Origin of the sequence: Salinicola halophilus (assembly GCF_003206155.1) — a bacterium.
GTDB lineage: Bacteria > Pseudomonadota > Gammaproteobacteria > Pseudomonadales > Halomonadaceae > Salinicola > Salinicola halophilus.
In genome coordinates, this window is the sequence record NZ_PZJV01000001.1 from 364826 (window position 1) to 379646 (window position 14821).

The window sequence follows — 14821 nt, forward strand, 5'->3', positions numbered from 1 at the left end:
CTTGAATCTAGAAACCAAATGGCTCGAGGACTTCGTGGCGCTGGCCAACTCGCGAAGCTTCTCCGCTTCGGCCCGTCAGCGACACGTCACGCAGCCGGCGTTCAGCCGGCGCATCCGGTCGCTGGAACAGGCGGTGGGAGCCACCCTGGTGGACCGGTCGACGACGCCGGTGAGCCTGACGGCGGAAGGGCAGCTCTTTCTGGTCACCGCGCGCGGTATGGTCGAGCAGCTCAACGATAGTCTCGCGCACCTTCGCGGTCTGGCGATGGACAACGAGGCGCTCGACATCGTCGCCGCACACTCGCTGGCGCTGGCGTTCTATCCGCGCTGGATCTCTCGTTTGCAGAAGGGCGTCGGCGAGTTGCCCACCCGCTTGGTGGCGATGAACGTGGGCGATGCGATTCACGTCCTGCGGGAAGGCAACTGCGACTTGATGCTGGCCTATCACGACCCCTACGCCACCATGCAGCTCGATGCAGAGATATTTCCGTCATTCTCCATCGGTCAGGTCAAGATGATCCCGGTCAGCGTGCCGCGATCCAACGGTGAGGCGAAGTTCTCCTTCGACGGCGACAGCGCGATCCCGTTTCTGGCTTACACCCAGGGCGCCTTTCTCGGGCGTAGCGTGCGGATGCTGCTGAAGAACGAACCCGCGCGCATGCGGCTGAAGACCGTCTACGAGACGGCGATGGCCGAAGGGCTGAAAGGGATGGCACTCGAAGGCGTGGGCCTCGCCTGGATTCCGGATTTCTGTATTCGAGAAGAACTCGCCGGCGGCAAGCTCGTACGCGCCGCCGACGAGAGCTGGGACATTCCACTGGAGATCCGCCTTTACCGCTGCTCACTGGTGCACAAACCCGGCGTCGAAAAGCTCTGGCGGCGCATGATGAAGCTGCCGAGCGATTTCCTCCGCGCATGATGCCGCCAAGCGGTTGGGCTCGCGGCATTTTCGGCTAGACTTTATCAGGGCGCTGCCAATCGTGGCCGCCGACGTCGATTTGCCGGCATCCTCGTATGGCGGCGCCATATCATTGAGGATGCCGAATCGATGCCCAAGGTCATCAAGTACTGGTTCAACGTGATCAAGAACGCGGTTCAGCTCTGGCTGGACCGCAATGCGTTCAGCTACGCCGGATCGCTTGCGTTCTACACGCTGTTTTCGCTCGCCCCGACCATCATCATTGCCGTCACTGTGGTGGGATTCTGGTTGGGCGAGGACGCCGCTCGTGGCGAAATCGTGACTCAGCTCCAGGATACGCTCGGGGAGTCGGCCGCCAGTGCGATCGAAAGCGCCGTTGCGCAGTCGAGTGTTCAGGCGGCGGGTATTTTCCCGACCATCGCCGGGTTCGTGACGCTGCTCATCGGCGCCACCACGGTATTCGGTCAGATGCAGTTTTCGTTGAACACCATCTGGGACGTGGCGCCCAATCCCGATCGCAACAGCATGCTGCTGCTCATCAAGAAACGTCTGCTCTCCATGACGGTGGTACTCGCGATCGGTTTCGTACTGCTCGTGTCGCTCGTCCTCGGCGTGATTCTGCGCGCCATGTTCCAGTACGCGGGGTCCTGGATGCCGGGTAGTGAGCTGTTGCTGATGATTGCAGAGTTCGCGCTATCGATTCTGGTGGTGTCGCTGTTCTTCGCTGCCATCTTCAAGGTGCTGCCGGATGTCGTGCTGAGCTACCGTGACGTGGCCCTCGGCGCCGTGGTGACGGCGGTGCTTTTCATCATAGGACGCAACGCCATCGCGGCCTATCTCGCCTATACCGCGACGGCCTCGACCTACGGCGCCGCGGGGTCGGTCGTGCTGGTGCTGCTCTGGGTCTATTACTCGTCGTTGATCCTGCTCTTCGGGGCGGCGTTCACGCGAAGCCACGTCGAATCCAAGGGGCGCAAGATCGTCACGCGCAACACAGCGGTACGCGTCCGACACGAGGTGATCACAAGAGAGGAGACAGGCGATGAGCAATCGGACGATCAAAGCCACCGTTAGCGGCCGAGTTCAGGGCGTGAGCTATCGTGACCACGTTCGCCGTCAAGCCGAACGATGGGGTATCACCGGTCAGGCGGTGAATCTGGCCGACGGCCGGGTCGAGGTGATGGCCTGCGGTGAAGCGACGGCGATTGCCGAGCTCATCGATCAGCTTTGGCAGGGTTCCTCGGGTGCCTGCGTCTCGGATGTCACCGTCGAAGAGGCCACGTTCACCGCGCCGTCGGACTTCACGACCGCGTAAAAGGGTGTTCCAGCCACTTATCGAGCGACTTCTGAGACAGGCGAGCAAGGATCAAGCCGGCCCGACAGTGGCCGGCTTAATCGTTCAGTGACGCGTCGATGGGTACCGAATCGACGCCACGCCGAAGATCACTCGGTCGGCGTCAGCGCCTCGACGATCCAGTCGATGACAGCGGGGCCGTTCGCGTCGAGGCAGACTTGCTTGGGCGTGCCGATCGACCAGCGAGCATCGACGAACTCGCGTTCCAGCGGCGACAGCAGGGTCTGGCCCTCCGCCAGGCCCTCCGTGATGACGCTCAGATATCCCTGCCGGGTCGTGAAAAGGTCGGGCCGCAGCAGCCACACCAGGGCGCAGCTGTCGTGAGGGCAGCAGCCGTCGATGCCCTGCGCCTTCTGGTAGAAACGCCGGTAGAAGGCATAGCTCTCTTCGAGTACTCGGCCGAGTTTTTCCTGCCCAGCGACGATCTTCTTCATGCTCGCCGGGTCGAGCACGCAGCGATGGGTCGCATCGAGCCCCACCAATGTCAGCGGCCAGTCGGCCTGAAGCACTTTCGCCGCGGCGTGGGGGTCATTGAACATGTTGGCTTCGGCGACCGGCGTGACGTTGCCACCCTCGCGAATCGAGCCACCCATCACGACGACCTGCTTGACCTTCTGGGGCAGTGTGGGATCGAGCTGGAGCGCCGCGGCGAGATTGCCCAGGGGCCCGACCGCGACCAGCACCACCTCTCCGGGGCGCGCGTTGACCTGCTCGACGATGAACTGCGGCGCACTCTGTTCGACGGCGTGCGTCGTCGTCTCCGGCAGCGCCATGTTGCCGAGGCCGTTGTCACCGTGGATATGCCCCGGCGGCGGATTTTTCTTCTTCACCATCGGCTCGGCGGCGCCCTGCGCCACGGGGATACGCTGCTCGGCGAGTTCCGCCAGCAGCAGGGCGTTGCTCGTTGCGACCTCGATGGTGACGTTACCGAACGTGGTGGTCATGCCGAGCAGCTCGATCTCGGGGTGTGCCAGCGCGATCGCGATGGCCTGGGCGTCGTCAACGCCGGGGTCCGTATCGAAGATGATGGAGTGAGTCATGGGCGTCCTGCTGTTGAAGTCTATTGAAGCGTCCCGCTAGCCAATCCGGCTGGAAAAATTCCGATGAGGAGTCTCGATACGAAAGCCCCAACACGAAAGTCCCGATAGGACAGTTCTGGTGGCAACGCTCGATGCAAAAGTCTCGTCGGGAGAGTCTTGCTGGAAAGCACGGCGGTCGAAAACGAACGACGCGGTGACGGGCGTCGTGGAGTGCCGCGGCGACAACGCCGAACGCGTGTCGCCGACAGGCGTATCAGTCGGCATCGATGGCGAGCGCGGGCAGGTCGCGCAGCGCCTTCTCCACCGCCGGCTTGTCCGGAATGCTCGGCGCGGCACCGGCCTGCTGAACGCAGAGGGCGGAGGCGGCGCTGGCAAGGCGCAGCGCCTGCTCGATCGTCTCGTCTCGCTGACGGGCCGCCATGAAGTAGCCAATGAAGGTGTCGCCGGCAGCGGTGGTATCCCGCGCTTCTACCTGGTGAGCCTCGGCGCGCAGGCGCGTTTCGCCATGGCAGTAGCGCACGCCGTCGCGGCCAAGCGTCAGGACGATCTCGATGCCGGGGAAGCGCGCAGTCAACGCCTCGAGCAGAACCTCGACGTCGTCGGCTTCATCGCATTCGACGAGCGCGGCGGCTTCACCGCGATTGAGAAAGAGAATGCGGCACAGATCGAGCGGGAGCGAAGCGACGTCCGCCGACAGCGGGGCCGGGTTGAAGGCGATCGACAGGCCATGCGATGCCGCGAGCCGGATGATGCGCTCGGCATGGTTGCACTCGTTCTGCATCAGTAGCCAGCTGCCCTCGGCGGCCGCCTCCACCAGTGCCCGCTGATGCTTGTCGCTGAAACCGTGGTTGGCGCCGGGATGCAGAATGATCGCGTTCTCGGCGTTGTCATCCACCTGGATCAACGCATGACCGCTCGCTTCGGCGGTCAGTTCCACCTGCACCGTATCGACGCCGGCCCGATTGAGCGGCTCCAGCGCCCAGCGATCGCTCTGGCCCAGACGACCCCAGTGCACGACACGGCCGCCGGCGCGGGCGAGTGCCAGCGATTGGTTGGCACCTTTGCCACCCAGGACCTGCTGAAAACTGCTGCTCGATAGCGTCTCTCCCGGCCGCACCAGATGCGGGACGCGATAGACGTAGTCGATGTTGATCGAGCCGTAGTTGTAAACCATTGGCATCGCGTTCGAGGCGGATAGATCCCCGGTGGGGACCTTGGCATTGAGTGTCATGCGTCAGGCGTTCCAGGCGTGGATGTTGTCAGCGGTCAGGCTCACGATACGCTGGCGCGCCTCGGGCGATATCCAGGCGTTGTGAGGCGTGACGATCAGGTTCAGGGGTTCCGCGAGCGCCTCGAGTAGGGCATGGCCGTCACGGGGCGGCTCGACGGGGAGCGTATCGACGGCGAGCCCACCAAGACGTCCGTCACGTAGTGCGTCCAGAGCGGCGGCTTCGTCGATGATGCCGCCGCGGGCGCAGTTGATCATCAGCGCTTCCGGCTTCATGGCGTTCAACGCCTCGGCGTCGATCAGCCCGCGGGTCGTCTCGGTGAGCGGGCAGTGTAGGCTCAGCACATCCAGCGTCGGCAGCAGGGAGGCAAGCGCCGGTCGCTCGTCGTTGTCCTCGTGACCCGGTCGGGCAGCGAAAACGACCTGCATGCCAAAGGCCTGGGCGAGCTTGGCCACCGCCGAGCCGAGCTCGCCGCTCCCCACGATGACGAGTGTCTTGCCGGCGAGCTGAAGCGTGGGATGGTCGAGTCGACAGAAAATGTCGCTGCGCTGCCAGGCGCCGTCGGCGAGATCCCGTTGATAACGCGGCAGCCGAGCGGCGAGGGCCAGCATCAGCATCAGCGTGTGCTGGGCGACACTCTCGGTGCCGTAGGCGGTGACGTTGCGGACAGTGATACCCCGCCGCTCGGCGGCGGCCGTGTCGATGTTGTTGGTGCCGGTGGCCATCACGCAGATCAGCTCGAGATCGGGAAGGGCGTCGATCAGCTCGGCATCCAGGACCACCTTGTTGGTGAGCGCGATGCGCGCGCCTTCCAGACGGGCACGGCACTGTTCGGGCGACGTCAGCTCAAAGATGTCGAGTTCGTCGACCAGTGCGCGGATCGGTTCGAAATCGATCCCTTCGCCGAGTGTCGCGGCATCGAGTAGAACGGCTTTCATGGCGATTATCCTCATCCCTTCATCACCTGACGACGCATTGGCGCCATCGACGACAGCGGTTTTGTCAGTCGCTAATATTGCCCGTGACCGGGCGCTGCGCGCTATACTATGCGGCTTTCAAACGCGGGGAAAACGCGTCGCCTTTGGCGAGCGCAGACCCGGCATGCGTCGAGAAGGTTGCGCGGTCTTCGTCAGCGAGATCGTGCGAGCACCGTCGGGCTCTCCCGCACGGGGCAAATGTCTCTCTATTGTCTCTTGGTCACTGAGTGATGGAACCATGCCCATTTACGAATACGAGTGCAAAGCCTGCGGTCATCGTCTCGAGAAATTGCAGAAGATCGGCGCCAGCGCGTTGACCGACTGCCCCGCCTGCGAGCAGGCGTCGCTGTCCAGACTCATCTCGGCGGCGGGGTTTCGCCTCGCCGGCAGCGGCTGGTACGAGACCGACTTCAAGTCCGGCGGCAAGAAGAATCTGGTCGGAGACGCGGGCAAGGCAGCCGGGGATGCCGCCAAGACGGACAGCAAGCCGGCGGATGCCAAAACGACACCGGCGGCATCCGGCGAGAGCAAAACCTCGGCCTAACACAGCATCTACAACACAGGATCCAGCATGCGCAGTCACTATTGCGGCCAGTTGAACGAGTCATTGATCGATCACGAAGTCACGCTTTGCGGGTGGGTGCATCGCCGCCGCGATCACGGTGGGGTCATTTTCCTCGACATGCGTGATCGTGACGGTATCGCTCAGGTGGTGGTGGATCCCGATACCGCAGACGCCTTCGCCAACGCGGATCGCGCGCGTAGCGAGTACGTCCTGCGCATCCAGGGCCGCATCCGCCTGCGACCCGAGGGCACCCAGAACCCGAACATGCCCACCGGCATGATCGAGGTACTGGCCAAAGACGTCGAGGTGCTCAACACCGCGGCGACGCCGCCGTTCCAGCTCGACGAGCACGGCAAGGTGGGAGAAGAGGTCCGCCTCAAGTATCGCTACGTCGACCTGCGCCGCCCGGAGATGATCGAGAAGCTGCGTCTGCGCTCGCGCATCACTCACAGCGTGCGGGCCTATCTGGAAGGCGAGGGGTTCCTGGATATCGAAACCCCGATCCTGACCCGAGCGACCCCGGAAGGCGCGCGGGACTATCTGGTCCCGAGCCGTACACACAGCGGTCACTTCTTTGCACTGCCGCAGTCGCCCCAGCTCTTTAAGCAGCTGCTGATGGTCTCCGGCTTCGACCGCTACTATCAAATCGCCAAGTGCTTTCGCGATGAAGACCTTCGCGCCGACCGCCAGCCCGAGTTCACGCAGATCGATATCGAGGCCTCGTTCATCGAGGAGCGCGATATCATGGAGATCACCGAGCGCATGGTGCGCGATCTCTTCGACAACGTGCTGGATGTCTCGCTGCCCGAATTTCCGCGCATGCCTTACAGCGAAGCGATGCAGCGCTTCGGCTCGGACAAGCCGGACCTGCGTATCCCGCTCGAGCTGGTCGACGTCGACGACCTGATGGCCTCGGTGGACTTCAAGGTCTTCTCCGGCCCGGCCAACGCCGACGACGGTCGCGTTGCCGCGCTCAAGGTCAGCGGCGGGGCGAAGCTCTCGCGCAAGGAGATCGACGAGTACACCAAGTTCGTCGGCATCTACGGCGCCAAGGGTCTGGCCTGGATCAAGGTCAACGAGCGCGCCAAGGGCCTGGAAGGCCTGCAGTCACCGATCGTCAAGTTCATGGAAGGCATCGTCGAGGAGCTGCTCGACCGCGTGGGCGCGCAGGATGGCGACATCGTCTTCTTCGGCGCCGACAAGACGCAGGTCGTGAACGAAGCGATCGGCGCGCTGCGTGTGAAGCTCGGTGAAGACCTCGACCTTTATACCGCCGAGTGGGCGCCGCTATGGGTGGTCGACTTCCCGATGTTCGAGGCGGACGACAACGGCCGGCTGCACGCGCTGCACCATCCGTTCACCGCGCCGTCCTGCTCCCCGGATGCGCTCGCCGCATCGCCGGCCACGGCGCTTTCTCGCGCCTATGACATGGTGCTCAACGGCACGGAACTCGGCGGCGGCTCGATCCGTATCCACGATCAGGCGATGCAGCGAGCCGTCTTCGAAGTGCTGGGCATCGGCAAGGCAGAAGCGGAAGAGAAGTTCGGCTTTTTGCTCGACGCGCTGCAGTACGGCGCACCGCCCCATGGCGGCCTGGCGTTCGGCCTCGACCGTCTGGTGATGCTGATGACCGGTTCGCGCTCGATTCGCGACGTCATTGCCTTCCCCAAGACGCAGAGCGCGTCTGATCCCATGACCGACGCCCCGGGGGAAGTGAGCAACGAGCAGCTTCGCGAGCTGCACATTCGTCTGCGCCAGAAGGCCAAGGCAGAGGCGCCGGCCGACAGCGGCGAATAGTGGCCGCGGCGCATCGCTGGCTCAAAGCGATGCCGTAGCCTGATAGACTCGACGTCTCGCAAGCGAGACCGTTCGAATGCCGGCGCCCGTGGGCGCCGGTTTCGTTTGTCGGTCCGCGCGATTTCAGGAGCTCGCCATGATTCTTCTGGGTATCGACCCGGGTTCCCGTGTCACCGGTTACGGGGTGATCGATGTGTCCGCCAAGCCGCGCTACATCGCCAGCGGCTGTATTCGCATCGCCGGCGACGATCTGGCGCAGAAGCTTGCTCGCGTCTATGCCGGCGTCAGCGAGCTGATCGGGCTCTATCGCCCGTCGGAATTCGCCATCGAGCGCGTCTTCATGGCCAAGAATCCGGATTCGGCGTTGAAGCTCGGTCAGGCGCGGGGCACGGCGATCGTCTGTGCCGCCAATCACGGCCTCGGCGTACACGAATACGCCGCCCGACAGATCAAGCAGGCGGTGACCGGCAGCGGCGCAGCGGAAAAGTCCCAGGTTCAGCACATGGTGACAGCGCTGCTGTCGCTGGATGCAATTCCGCCCGAAGATGCCGCCGACGCCCTGGCCATCGCTCTGACACACGCGTTCGCGCGCCAGGGACAGCTTGCGGCGCCTCGATCGTCGCGACGGCGTTCGGGAACCGGCAACCGGTGGCGGGATTTCGTCCCCGAATAGTCGCAAAACGCCGACGTGACGCGGGTTTACGCAAGCCTCGTCGGCTAGCTAGTCAGCCGATGGGGCGATGCGTATAGTGGACGCCGTCAACGCAAGGGCACAAACGGAATGATTGGACGCCTGTACGGCACCCTGCTCGAGAAACATCCCCCCTGGATCGTCATCGACGTCAACGGCGTCGGATACGAACTCGAAACCTCGATGACCACGCTCGTCTCGCTACCCGAACTCGGCTCGACGGTGCGGCTGCACACTCATATGAGCGTGAGAGAGGATGCGCACCTGCTCTACGGCTTCGGCAACGAGGAGGAGCGCCAGCTCTTTCGCGCCCTGATCAAGGTGAATGGCGTCGGGCCCAAGCTCGCCCTGGCGATTCTCTCCGGTATGGACAGCGATGCCTTCATCAACTGCGTGATGGAGGGGGATAGCCAGGCGCTGACCAAGCTGCCCGGCGTCGGCAAGAAGACCGCCGAGCGGCTGATCGTCGAGATGCGCGATCGCTTTCCGCACTGGCAGCAGCGCCACGATCTGCTGCATAACCCGGCAGACGGCGCGAAGGGTACCGGCTCGACGGCGAACGACCCACGGGCGGACGCCGAGGCAGCGCTGACCTCGCTGGGCTACAAGCCGACGGAAGCTTCCAAGATGCTCTCCGGGCTCGATGAGACGCTCTCTACCGAAGCCTTGATCAAGGCCGCGCTCGCGCGCCAGATGGCGGGTGGATAAGCGCCCATGATCGAACCGGACCGCCTCATCGCCGCGCAGCCGCAGTCCGACGAGCTGCAGGTCGACCATGCCATCCGACCGCGGCGGCTCGAGGACTACATAGGCCAGCCCCGGGTGCGCGAGCAGCTCGACATCTTCATCCGGGCGGCCCGCAATCGCGGCGAAAGTCTCGATCACACCCTCGTGTTCGGCCCGCCGGGGCTTGGCAAGACGACGCTTGCCAACATCATCGCCGCCGAAATGGACGTCGACATCAAGTCGACCTCCGGTCCCGTCCTCGAACGGGCGGGCGACCTGGCAGCGATGCTGACCAATCTGCAGCCGGGCGACGTGCTGTTCATCGACGAGATCCATCGACTCCCGTCTGCCGTCGAGGAGGTGCTCTATCCCGCGATGGAGGATTTCCAGCTCGACATCATGATCGGCGACGGCCCGGCGGCGCGCTCGATCAAGCTCGATCTGCCGAAATTCACCCTGGTCGGCGCCACCACTCGGGCCGGGCTTCTCACCTCGCCGCTGCGTGATCGCTTCGGCATCGTCCAGCGCCTCGAGTTCTACGCCATCGACGAGCTCACCGAGATCGTCACCCGTTCGGCGCGGCTATTGGGGGTGCCTTCCCAGCATGAAGGCGCACTCGAGATCGCCCGACGCGCTCGCGGCACGCCGCGTATTGCCAACCGGCTTTTGCGGCGGGTGAGAGATTTCGCCGAGGTACGTGGCGACGGGATGCTCAGCGCGGCGATCGCCGACCAGGCGCTCAACATGCTCAACGTCGACAGTTATGGCCTCGACCACATGGATCGCCGCCTGCTGCTGGCGATGATCGAGAAGTTCGACGGCGGGCCCGTCGGGGTGGATAGCCTCGCGGCCGCTATCAGTGAAGAGCGGGATACGATCGAAGACGTCATCGAACCCTACCTGATCCAGCAGGGGTTCATGATGCGCACCGCTCGCGGTCGCGTGGTGACCCAGTCCGCCTATGCGCACTTTGGCATCGCGGCCCACGAGAACGCCCCGGGTATCGAGGGGGGCGCGCCTTGAGCGAATTCGTCCTCCCGATCAAGGTCTACATCGAAGACACCGATGCCGGCGGCATCGTGTATTACGTCAACTATCTGAAATTCATGGAGCGTGCGCGCAGCGAATGGCTGGCCGATCTGGGATTCGGCCAGCGTGAGCTACTGGAATCCGGTGCGCAGCTCGTGGTCCACTCGCTGCAGTGCCGCTACGCCAGACCCGCGCGTCTCGACGATCGACTCGACGTCACCGCCCGGGTCGTGAAGACAAAGCCCTGTTCCGTGCAATTTTCGCAATCCGTGCGCAACGGACGGGATACATTATGCGAAGCAACGGTCGATATTGCCTGCGTCGACGCGCAACGCTTCAAACCGATGCGTTGGCCCAGCGCGCTTAGCGCCGCGCTAATGCCTGACACTCACAGCCAGTGATTCGAGGATCTACGTGAACGACTCCATGTCCATCCCCCATCTGATCATGAACGCCAGTCTGGTGGTTCAACTGGTCATGATCCTTCTCTTGGCCGCATCGATCGCTTCCTGGGTCGTCATCTTTCAGCGCAGCTTTGCACTGTCCCGAGCGCGCAAGGAGCAGAAAGCCTTCGATGAGCGCTTCTGGTCGGGTATCGATCTCAATGAACTCTACAAGGACGTCCCCGAGAACCATGAGGCGCAAGGCGCCGAACATGTCTTCCGCTCGGGTTTTCGCGAATTCAATCGGTTGATGCCCAAGACCCGCAGCAGCGAAGCCGTGCTCGACGGTGTCCAGCGTTCGCAGCGTGTCGCGCTGTCTCGTGAAGAGGACCGACTCAACGCCCATCTCACCTTGCTGGCGACGGTCGCTTCGGCGAGCCCGTATATCGGTCTTTTCGGTACGGTCTGGGGCATCATGGGCTCGTTCCAGAGTCTGTCGATGTCCCAGCAGGCGACGCTGTCCACCGTCGCACCCTGGATCGCCGAAGCGCTGGTCGCCACCGCCATGGGCCTTTTTGCGGCGATTCCGGCCGTCATCTTCTACAACCGGCTGTCGGCGATCGCGAGCCGCCTGCTCGGCGACTACGAAGACTTCGCCGAAGAGTTCCACTCGATCCTGCACCGCAATCTGCAGGGCCGTAGCCACCAGGCAGCCTGAGGAGATTTCCCATGGCTGGACCCTACAGTCGTAACCAGCGCCGCAAACCGATGGGCGAGATCAACGTCGTGCCGTTCATCGACGTCATGCTCGTGCTGCTGGTGATCTTCATGATCACAGCACCCATGCTTACCCAGGGCGTTCAGGTCGATCTGCCCCAGGTGACCTCGGAGCCGATCGATACGGACGAGCAGGAACCGATCGTGGTCTCTGTGGATAGCCAGGGCGAGTACTACATCTCTCTCGGTGAGGAGGATCGACCGGTGACGCTGCAGACCGTCGGCGATCAAGTCGTCGCGATTCTGGAGAGCAATCCGAACACGCCGGTCATGGTTCGGGGGGATCGGAATGCCTCTTACGGCCAGGTCGTGACGCTGATGAGCACCTTGCAGATGGCAGGCGTCGCCAATGTCGGATTGATCTCCGAGCCCCCTTCGAGCGACAACGGGTAAGGAGCCAGGATGGCGAAGCGAACACGGCGTAGTGGCTACGGCCTCCCCGTCATACTGGCGATCGGTGTTCACGTCGTGGCATTGCTGATGACGATCCTGCGTCTGCCGGAGAGCGAGCCGGAACCGAGCTCCTCGTCGGTCGTTCAGGCAACCCTGGTCAGCGACGTTACCGCGACGGACCAGGCGCAGTACGCGCAGGCGTCGCGGGCGAGAAATGCCCAGCGTCAAGCCGAGGAAGAAGCGCAACGCCAGGCCGAGGCAGACGCGGCCGCGGCGCAAGAGGCAGCTGCCGAAGCCGAAGCGCAGCAACAAGCCGCCGCGGAACAGGCCCAGGCCGAAGCAGAACGAGAGGCCGCCGCCCAGCAAGCGCAGGCAGAAGCCGAGCGACGTCAGCAGGCTGCCGACCAGGCTGCCGCCGAGCGTCAGCAAGCCGAAACCGAGCGCCAGCAGCAGGCGCAAGCGCGAGAGCAGGCCGAGGCCGCGCGCCAGCAGCAGGCAGAAGCGCGAGAGCAGGCCGAAGCGCAAGCTGCCGAGCAGAAACGTCAGGAAGAAGCGGCCGAGGAGCAACGTCAGGAAGAGGCCGCCGAGAAGCAGCGCCAGGAAGAGGCCGCCGAGAAGCAGCGCCAAGCCGAAGCCGCGGAGAAGAAACGTCAGGAAGAGGCCGCGAAGGCGGCTGCGGCCGCCGCCGCGGAAGATGCGCTGGCTGATTCCATCGCCAATGAACAGGAGCGTATCGCCGGCGCGGAGCAGGCCAATCAGGCATCGAATAATTTCATCAATCTGGTGAAGCGTGCGGTCGAGGATCGTTGGCATCCACCCGCTGCCGATGGCCTGATGGCACAGGTTCGGGTCAGGCTGGGCCCGTCGGGCGAGCTCCTTGCCGCCACGATCACCCGTAGTAGCGGCAACCCGGCCTTCGATCGTTCGGCAACTCAGGCCGTCGAAGCGGCAGCGCCGTTTCGCGAACTGCGTCAGCTCGATGCCGGGCTGCAGCGCAAATTTCGCGATTTCAATCTCAAATTCACACCCGGAGACGTGCAGTGATGAAACGACGGATGTCACGAGGATGGAAGGCGCTTGCCACCACTTGGCTGATGGCAGTGACCTGCTGGCTCAGCCTGACGGCTTCGGCGCAGGCGCAAAACCTCACCATCGAAATTACCCGCGGCAGCGATCAGGCGACGCCGATCGCTATCGTGCCCTTCGAGTTCGAAGGCCAGGGTGGCCTGCCTCAGGATATCGCGCAGATCATCAGCGATGACCTGGAGCACAGCGGTCAGTTTTCTCCGCTGGGTCGAAACGCGCTGATCTCTCTGCCCAGTAGCAGTGAGGACATCTTCTACGATGACTGGAAGCGGGTCAACGCGCGCTACCTCGTGGTGGGGCGCATTCAGTCCCAAGGCGATGGCTATCGGATCGCCTACGAGCTGATGGACGTTGCCGGCGGCAAACGGATGCTAGGCGAGACCGTGACGTCGCAGCCGGGGAATCTGCGCGCCAGCGCGCACTACATCAGTGATCAGATCTTCGAGGCGATCACTGGCATCCGCGGGGCATTCTCGACTCGGGTGGCTTATATCTCGGCGAGTGGCGCCGGCGACAACGCTCGCTATGCGCTCTACGTTGCCGATGCCGATGGCCATAACAGCCAGCAGGTTTTGTCCTCCGACGACCCCATCCTGTCGCCGGCCTGGTCGCCGGACGGCCAAAAAATCGCCTACGTTTCGTTCGAATCCGGCAATTCGGCGATCTACGTGCAAAACGCCTCGACCGGCGAGCGCGTAAGGCTGACCTCATTCAGCGGTATCAATGGGGCGCCGGCCTGGTCCCCGGACGGGCGTAAGCTCGCCATGTCGCTTTCCAAGGACGGTCAGCCGGAAATCTACGTGATGGATCTCGGTTCGCGTCAGCTGACACGCTTGACCAATAACCGTGCCATCGAGACCGAACCCGAGTGGTCGCCCGATGGGACGTCGATCGTCTTCACGTCGGATCGAAGCGGCGCACCGCAGATCTACCGCATGAGCGCCGGCGGCGGCGATGCCGAACGACTGACTTTTACCGGAAGTTACAACTCGGACGGTCGTTTCTCGCCGGATGGTGAAGAACTTTACATGGTGACACGCGATGGTGATGGCTATCACATTGCGAAACAGGGACTGGACACGGGCCGCGTTACAGTCTTGACTGACTCGCGTTGGGATGAGTCCCCAAGTGTCGCACCCAACGGCACCATGGTAATCTTCGCGACGCAACAAGGGTCGCAAGGGGTGTTGGGGGCAGTATCTTCGGATGGACGCGCGTCCTTCCGTCTGCCTTCACCGCAAGGCGATGTGCGAGAGCCTGCATGGTCGCCGTTTTTGAACTAAATGATGACTAAAATCATTGTGTCATTCGATATCCGAGCAAGGAGATGACAATGCAATTCAAGACCCACGCCAAGACGTTGGCAATCGCGCTGTCCCTGGCAGTCGTGGCTGGCTGTTCTAGCAGCGGTGGTACCCAGGAAGGGAACATGGATGGCACAGCCGGTAGCGGCGCTTCCGGTCAGGGCATGACGACTGGCCAGAACACTTCTGGTTCCGGCATGAACGCCGACCAGCAGCGTCCTTCCGTCAACACGATCTACTTCGCGTTCGACAGCGAAGAGATCCGTTCGGAATTCGAATCCGTACTGCGCGGTCACGCTCAGTATCTGATGTCGAACTCCGGTACCAACGTGACTCTGCAAGGTCATGCCGACGAGCGCGGTACTCGCGAATACAACCTGGGCCTCGGCGAGCGTCGTGCGCAGGCTGTTCAGCAGTATCTGACCGTTCAGGGTGTGTCCCCGTCGCAGATCTCGATCGTCAGCTACGGTGAAGAGCGTCCGGCAGTACAAGGTCACTCTGAAGAAGCTTACGCCCAGAACCGTCGCGTCGTATTCTCGTACTAAACGTCG

At 63.2% G+C, this 14821-nt stretch carries 17 protein-coding genes; 14 read left to right on the plus strand and 3 right to left on the minus strand.

All coding sequences use genetic code 11. The features are described 5' to 3' along the window. Window position 1: 1 nt before the first annotated feature. From DOM33_RS01650 to DOM33_RS01660, 3 genes are all read left to right on the plus strand, one after another. Window positions 2–919 carry a LysR family transcriptional regulator gene (locus tag DOM33_RS01650; protein ID WP_110665239.1) on the plus strand — a complete coding sequence of 306 codons (918 nt, stop codon included), beginning with the start codon at window positions 2–4 and terminating at the stop codon, window positions 917–919. Window positions 920–1048: 129 nt separating this feature from the next. Further along, window positions 1049–1993, plus strand: coding sequence for a YihY/virulence factor BrkB family protein (locus DOM33_RS01655; RefSeq protein WP_110665241.1), 945 nt, complete (start codon window positions 1049–1051; stop codon window positions 1991–1993). Next, window positions 1962–2234, plus strand: a complete 273-nt coding sequence (locus tag DOM33_RS01660; RefSeq protein WP_110665243.1) for an acylphosphatase — start codon at window positions 1962–1964, stop codon at window positions 2232–2234. The genes DOM33_RS01655 and DOM33_RS01660 overlap by 32 nt, the downstream gene beginning before the upstream one ends. A 128-nt stretch (window positions 2235–2362) precedes the next feature. On the opposite strand, the gene DOM33_RS01665 is transcribed toward DOM33_RS01660, so the two are convergent. The 3 genes from DOM33_RS01665 to DOM33_RS01675 form a co-directional block, all read right to left on the minus strand. Beyond that, window positions 2363–3313 carry a nucleoside hydrolase gene (locus tag DOM33_RS01665; RefSeq protein WP_110665245.1) on the minus strand — a complete coding sequence of 317 codons (951 nt, stop codon included), beginning with the start codon at window positions 3311–3313 and terminating at the stop codon, window positions 2363–2365. A 253-nt stretch (window positions 3314–3566) separates the two neighbouring features. Continuing rightward, the gene (locus DOM33_RS01670; RefSeq protein ID WP_239495224.1) at window positions 3567–4544 is read right to left on the minus strand and encodes a ribokinase; all 978 of its coding nucleotides are present in this window, start codon (window positions 4542–4544) and stop codon (window positions 3567–3569) included. Between the two features lie 3 nt (window positions 4545–4547). Then, window positions 4548–5480, minus strand: a complete 933-nt coding sequence (locus DOM33_RS01675; protein ID WP_110665246.1) for a D-2-hydroxyacid dehydrogenase — start codon at window positions 5478–5480, stop codon at window positions 4548–4550. 277 nt (window positions 5481–5757) lie between these two features. On the opposite strand from DOM33_RS01675, the gene DOM33_RS01680 reads away from it, so the two are divergent. The 11 genes from DOM33_RS01680 to pal all read left to right on the plus strand — a co-directional run bounded on the left by DOM33_RS01680 (window position 5758) and on the right by pal (window position 14815). Continuing rightward, a complete protein-coding gene (locus tag DOM33_RS01680) occupies window positions 5758–6063 on the plus strand; it encodes an FmdB family zinc ribbon protein (protein WP_110665248.1) in 306 nt (101 codons plus the stop codon). Between the two features lie 27 nt (window positions 6064–6090). Further along, window positions 6091–7881, plus strand: a complete 1791-nt coding sequence (gene aspS, locus DOM33_RS01685; RefSeq protein ID WP_110665249.1) for an aspartate--tRNA ligase — start codon at window positions 6091–6093, stop codon at window positions 7879–7881. Between the two features lie 136 nt (window positions 7882–8017). Further along, on the plus strand, window positions 8018–8554 hold the full coding sequence (gene ruvC, locus DOM33_RS01690) for a crossover junction endodeoxyribonuclease RuvC (protein ID WP_110667419.1): 537 nt from the start codon (window positions 8018–8020) through the stop codon (window positions 8552–8554). A gap of 108 nt (window positions 8555–8662) precedes the next feature. Beyond that, a complete protein-coding gene (gene ruvA, locus DOM33_RS01695) occupies window positions 8663–9280 on the plus strand; it encodes a Holliday junction branch migration protein RuvA (RefSeq protein ID WP_110665251.1) in 618 nt (205 codons plus the stop codon). Between the two features lie 6 nt (window positions 9281–9286). Then, a complete protein-coding gene (gene ruvB / locus DOM33_RS01700) occupies window positions 9287–10321 on the plus strand; it encodes a Holliday junction branch migration DNA helicase RuvB (RefSeq protein WP_110665253.1) in 1035 nt (344 codons plus the stop codon). Continuing rightward, entirely contained in the window at window positions 10318–10728 is a 411-nt protein-coding gene (gene ybgC / locus DOM33_RS01705; protein WP_110665254.1) for a tol-pal system-associated acyl-CoA thioesterase, read from the plus strand. The genes ruvB and ybgC overlap by 4 nt, the downstream gene beginning before the upstream one ends. Before the next feature lie 25 nt (window positions 10729–10753). Then, window positions 10754–11428, plus strand: coding sequence for a protein TolQ (tolQ, locus tag DOM33_RS01710; protein ID WP_204352587.1), 675 nt, complete (start codon window positions 10754–10756; stop codon window positions 11426–11428). An 11-nt stretch (window positions 11429–11439) separates the two neighbouring features. After that, window positions 11440–11880: a protein TolR gene (gene tolR / locus DOM33_RS01715; protein WP_110665258.1), complete on the plus strand. Its 441-nt coding sequence runs from the start codon at window positions 11440–11442 to the stop codon at window positions 11878–11880. Between the two features lie 9 nt (window positions 11881–11889). Next, a complete protein-coding gene (gene tolA, locus DOM33_RS01720) occupies window positions 11890–12924 on the plus strand; it encodes a cell envelope integrity protein TolA (protein WP_110665259.1) in 1035 nt (344 codons plus the stop codon). Then, entirely contained in the window at window positions 12924–14249 is a 1326-nt protein-coding gene (gene tolB / locus DOM33_RS01725) for a Tol-Pal system beta propeller repeat protein TolB (RefSeq protein ID WP_420820175.1), read from the plus strand. The genes tolA and tolB overlap by 1 nt, the downstream gene beginning before the upstream one ends. Window positions 14250–14299: 50 nt before the next feature. Continuing rightward, entirely contained in the window at window positions 14300–14815 is a 516-nt protein-coding gene (pal, locus tag DOM33_RS01730; RefSeq protein WP_110665263.1) for a peptidoglycan-associated lipoprotein Pal, read from the plus strand. Window positions 14816–14821 lie beyond the last annotated feature (6 nt).